This window comes from Nocardia sp., from assembly GCF_025465275.1.
Lineage (GTDB): Bacteria > Actinomycetota > Actinomycetes > Mycobacteriales > Mycobacteriaceae > Nocardia.
Genome location: NZ_JAODNK010000145.1, coordinates 1 through 3,439, shown reverse-complemented (window position 1 = coordinate 3,439; position 3,439 = coordinate 1). Strand labels below are relative to the sequence as shown.

Sequence of the window (3,439 nt, the reverse complement as noted above, 5' to 3'; positions counted from 1 at the left end):
TTACGGATCGGTTCCCAGCCAGTTCTACTGCATGGGTTCGTCGCGACCAGACGGTATGGACGCGGTGTTTCCCCGCAATCAAGGCTGTGTTTCGCCAGTGTTACACGTACAGCTGGCCGGGGGTTCGTCGGTGCCCCGACATGTCGGAAACACCGGCTTCTCCCGCCGGGCGGCGTTCGACCAGCACCGATATCCTGCCACCGACCTCGGGTGCGGCGTTGTTAAGACTGCGAAAATATAGAGGTCTTACCGAGTCGTGACCGAGCGCCGTGAGAATCCTCACCGCGCTGCGCAATCCATCGGACAAATTGTGCGGGTAGCTTCGCACCGATCGCGCGCCGTCGCATCTTGTGCAGCGAGGGCTGTGCGAAGCGGGAGGCCGGCGCCGAATAAGGTGGAGACATGGCACGCATCACCGGCTCTTGGCTGTCCGGACCGAACGCCGATCCCGGTGACAACCCGGCCGGTGACTACCAGGGCAAGGAACTGGGGCTGCCGAAATCCGGTGCGGGCGCTCTCGCGCCGATGACGCGCCGCATTGTCGCGCTGATCTTCGACTGGTTCATTTCGATCGGCCTGGCGGCGATTCTGGTGCGGCCGAATGCCGATCAGCTCATCGCCAAGATGAAGCTTCCCGCAGGTGAGGCCCCGCCGCCGCATTTCGTGGTGGTGATGGGCTCGCTGTCCACGCCCACGCTGCTGGTGTGGTTCGTGCTCGGCGTGGTCGCTGTGACCCTGTTCGGATTCACGCCCGGCCAGTACTTCATGAAGATCAAGGTCAGCCGTGTCGATACGGATGGGCCGGTCGGTTTCATCCGTGCGCTGGCTCGCCAGGCCATCCTGGTCTTCGTGGTTCCCGCGCTCTTCACCGATTCCGACGGCCGTGGCATGCACGACCGGGCGACCGGCACCGCCCTGACCCACACCCGCTGAGGGTTGCCCGGTATTTCCTATGTGACTCGAGCATCTTTTCGGCGCGAGCAGATTCGAATCCTCACGCTTTCCTCATGTGCCCGGTCCCATCATGTGATTGCTGTCCTGGCGTCTTCGCAGATGTAGCCCGTAGTTCACCCCATGTTGCTTTCGATCGGTATGGTCGCAGGCGGTCTGGCGGGGCTCACTATGCGAATGTGCGCCCCGGCGGATAGCTGTTGATGTGCTGATGGAGGATCCATGGGTGAGGACTACCGGGCTGCCGCGCGGAAATTCAGTCGGCGGTCGGTACTGGCATCCACGGGTCTGCTGGGTCTGGTCGCGGCCGGGGCGGCGGTGAGCGCGGGCGTGAACGCGGCTCCCGACACAGAGGGCGATCAGCGGGCAGTGCACGGCGGGCCGATCGAGCGCACCGTGCTCGGCATCGAACCGGTGGTCCGCACCGATCGGGTGTACTCGCCCGCGCGCGGGCGTGCGGTGGATATCGTCACCATTCTGCCGCCCGGCGTACCCACGGACGGTCTGCCCATGTCGCTACTGCTGCACGGTTTGCACGGCAATGCCCGTAATGCCGCGGTCGGCCGACTCGGCGATGTGCTCACCACTGCCGTCTCGACCCGGCTCGTGCCGGCCTTCGGATTCATGGCCATCGACGGTGGCGACAACTATTGGCACCAGCACTTTTCCGGCGATGATCCGATGACCATGCTGCTCGACGAGGCCCCCCGCTGGCTGGCCGCGCGCGGACTCGCGGGTTCGAACGGTGAGCCGTTCGCGTGCACCGGCACCTCCATGGGCGGCTTCGGCGCACTGCTGTACTCACGTCTCCGGGCCGAACGCGGTCGTCCGGCGAAGGCGATTGCGACCATGTCGCCGGGCCTCATCACCTCGTGGGGTGAGATGAGCAAGCGCAATGCGTTCGCCAATGCCGACCAGTGGGCCGCCCTCGACCCGCTGCAGAACATCGCGAAGCTGGGACCGGCCCCGACCGGTGTGTGGGTCGGGGACCGGGACCGATTCATCGACGGCTGCCGCCAGTTCATGGGCCGCGCGCGCCTGGAAGTAGCCCTGGTAACCCCCGGCGCGCACACCGACGAGTACTGGAGCACAGTCACTCCCGACGTGGTCCGCTTCCTCGGCCGCCACGTCGGCTGAGCCGATCAGCTCGTACCGGCCGCCCGTGGCGGGGATGTAGCGGGTGCGCAGGGCTGAATCCTGGGTCCAGCCGTGCCCGAAAAGCCTGGATTGCGGATGGGTGCGGCGTAATCTGACCCAAAGTGCCGCAAGGCCGACGCCGCCCATGCGGGTGACACCTGCCGTTACGCCGGAAGGGATCGCATGAATATCTTCTCGCCAGGCTTCCAAGGTCGCCCCCGGCCGCAGAGTGACAGAACCCCGCCGGGGCAGTATCTGACCGAGGATTTTCCGGTGCTGGCCGCCGGGCCCACGCCGCGCATCGACCTGACCCGCTGGCAATTCAGCATCACCAATGAGACCGGGCGCCAATACAGTTGGAGCTGGCCGCAATTCATGTCGCTGGCGCAGGAGCGCCCGCACGTCGACATCCATTGCGTGACAAGGTGGTCCAAACTCGATACCAACTGGCAGGGCGTCTCGCTGGACGACTTGCTCGAAACTGTCGAAACCCAAGCGGAATTCGCGCTGGTCAGCAGTTACGGCGGCTATACCACCAACCTCCCGCTGGAAGATCTCACCGGCGGCAAGGCGTGGATCGTGCACACCTTCGGCGGTCAGGACCTGGATCCGGAGCACGGCGGTCCCGCCCGGCTGCTCGTCCCGCACCTGTACTTCTGGAAATCAGCCAAGTGGGTCAAGGGAATTCGGCTCCTGGACTACGACGAACCCGGATTCTGGGAGAGCGCCGGCTACCACAGCTACGGTGACCCGTGGCGTGAACAGCGGTACCAGGGCGACTGATGCGCTGGCAGCCCGCCGAACTCCTCGCCGCCCGATTCGAATCACCATCGGCGCGCACCCTGACCCTGCGCGTGCCCGGCTGGCCCGGCCACCTGCCCGGCCAGCACGTCGACGTCCGGCTGACCGCACCCGACGGCTACCAGGCCGAACGCAGCTACTCCCTCGCCGCGCCCGCCGACGGAGACCGCATCCAACTCACCATCCAGCGTGTCCCCGACGGCGAAGTCTCCGGCTACCTGGTCGACGCTCTGCCGGTCGGCGCGTTCATCGAGATCCGCGGCCCGGTCGGCGGCTGGTTCGTCTGGAATCCCGACAGGGGGGGAGCAGCCGTCCTCGGAGCAGGCGGCTCCGGCATAGTCCCCCTCGACGCCATGCTCCGCGCACGACTAAAAACTATGGCCGCCAAACCTTTCCGAATCTTCTACGCTTTGAGTGACCCAGTAGACCTCTACTACCGCGACGAACTCCTCACCCCACCCGACGAATTCACTGCCCCGCCCGATGAGCTAGCGGCCCCGCCCGATGAGCTCGCTGCCCCGCCAGATGAGCTCGCTGGGCCTCGCGATGA

At 65.8% G+C, this 3,439-nt stretch carries 4 protein-coding genes; all 4 read left to right on the top strand.

Annotated elements, in window-relative coordinates; all coding sequences use genetic code 11:
• Positions 1 to 402: 402 nt before the first annotated feature.
• Positions 403 to 933 (top strand): RDD family protein, encoded by a 531-nt coding sequence (locus JWN03_RS31590; RefSeq protein ID WP_297622636.1) that lies wholly within the window; start codon positions 403 to 405, stop codon positions 931 to 933.
• Positions 934 to 1,173: 240 nt separating this feature from the next.
• Positions 1,174 to 2,088 (top strand): alpha/beta hydrolase, encoded by a 915-nt coding sequence (locus JWN03_RS31585; protein WP_297622634.1) that lies wholly within the window; start codon positions 1,174 to 1,176, stop codon positions 2,086 to 2,088.
• 183 nt (positions 2,089 to 2,271) lie between these two features.
• Entirely contained in the window at positions 2,272 to 2,871 is a 600-nt protein-coding gene (locus JWN03_RS31580) for a sulfite oxidase-like oxidoreductase (protein WP_297622632.1), read from the top strand.
• Positions 2,871 to 3,439, top strand: a 569-nt coding sequence (locus JWN03_RS31575) for an FAD-binding oxidoreductase (RefSeq protein WP_297622630.1), incomplete at its 3' end; no start/stop codon positions are given. The genes JWN03_RS31580 and JWN03_RS31575, both read left to right, overlap by 1 nt.

Coding starts and splice junctions, on each gene's coding strand:
- JWN03_RS31590 (WP_297622636.1), top strand. CDS start 403: ATGGCACGCATCACCGGCTCTTGGCTGTCCGGACCGAACGCCGATCCC.
- JWN03_RS31585 (WP_297622634.1), top strand. CDS start 1,174: ATGGGTGAGGACTACCGGGCTGCCGCGCGGAAATTCAGTCGGCGGTCG.
- JWN03_RS31580 (WP_297622632.1), top strand. CDS start 2,272: ATGAATATCTTCTCGCCAGGCTTCCAAGGTCGCCCCCGGCCGCAGAGT.